Source organism: Alcanivorax sp. HI0083 (genome assembly GCF_001635175.1).
The window spans coordinates 1-920 of sequence record NZ_LWFX01001211.1; the positions used below are offsets into that span (position 1 = coordinate 1).

The 920-nt window shown below is 60.5% G+C and carries 2 protein-coding genes; one reads left to right on the top strand and one right to left on the bottom strand.

Features of this window, described 5'->3' with window-relative positions; genetic code table 11:
* Nucleotides 1-226: DUF4062 domain-containing protein (locus A3754_RS17590; RefSeq protein ID WP_156497054.1), on the bottom strand; the 226-nt coding region annotated here is incomplete at its 3' end.
* Nucleotides 227-489: 263 nt separating this feature from the next.
* On the opposite strand from A3754_RS17590, the gene A3754_RS17595 reads away from it, so the two are divergent.
* Nucleotides 490-920: ParA family protein (locus A3754_RS17595; protein ID WP_156497055.1), on the top strand; the 431-nt coding region annotated here is incomplete at its 3' end.

Here is a 920-nt window from a genome sequence, read left to right on the forward strand (position 1 = left end):
GGGTGCCGTAACGGCCGCCCACAATCAGGATGAAATAGTCACTGGTTTCGATCAGTTTCTGGATCACCGGCAACAGGGTATTGCCGTCCGCCGCCGCACTGTCCAAACCGGTAGGAATCAGCCCGTGCTCCAGCATCGGCAGCATCAGTGCCTGGCGCGCTCCCTGCATATCGGGAAACGTGGCGCTGATAAAGACTTGATAGCGTTTGTTGGCTGTCGCGCTCACCCTGATCGAGACCTCTTTCTTTGTAATTCCGGCCCGCCGGGCCGTGCCTGTGGAGGGCTATTAAAGCGCCTGACTGCCCTGATCACAAGCCAGCCCAGTGGCCCGGGAGCCCAGCGCAGGCGAGACATGGGACATTTAACCGGTTCGTGCTAGCCTGAGCCCAGCCTATAACGCGGCCGGGGCCGCTATAATGGCGGGTCGCACGGGCAGGCAGACGGGAGCCCCGGGCACTCCACTCTCAAAGCTTACAGGAAAGGGACGCCATGCAAACCATTGCCTTTTACAACCTGAAAGGGGGCGTAGGTAAAACCACCACCGCAGTCAACGTGGCCTGGCATGCTGCCCGCTGGAAACATCGCACCCTGCTCTGGGACCTGGACCCGCAAGGGGCCGCCAGCTTTTACCTGGGAGTGGACGATGGCGATGGCTACAAGGCCGCCAATCTGATCAAGGGCAAGCAGCCCATTGGCCGCCTGAAGCGGGAAACCCGCTGGGCTAACCTGGATGCGATCCCCGCCGACCTGTCCATGCGCAATGCGGATATCAAGCTGATTGAGAATGGCGGCGCCAAAAACCGTCTGAAGCAGCTCATTGCCCCGCTGGGGGAAAGCTACGAACTGGTGATTCTGGATTGCCCGCCCACCCTGAGCCCGGTGGCGGAAAGTATCTTTGCCGCGGTGGACTACCTGTTTGT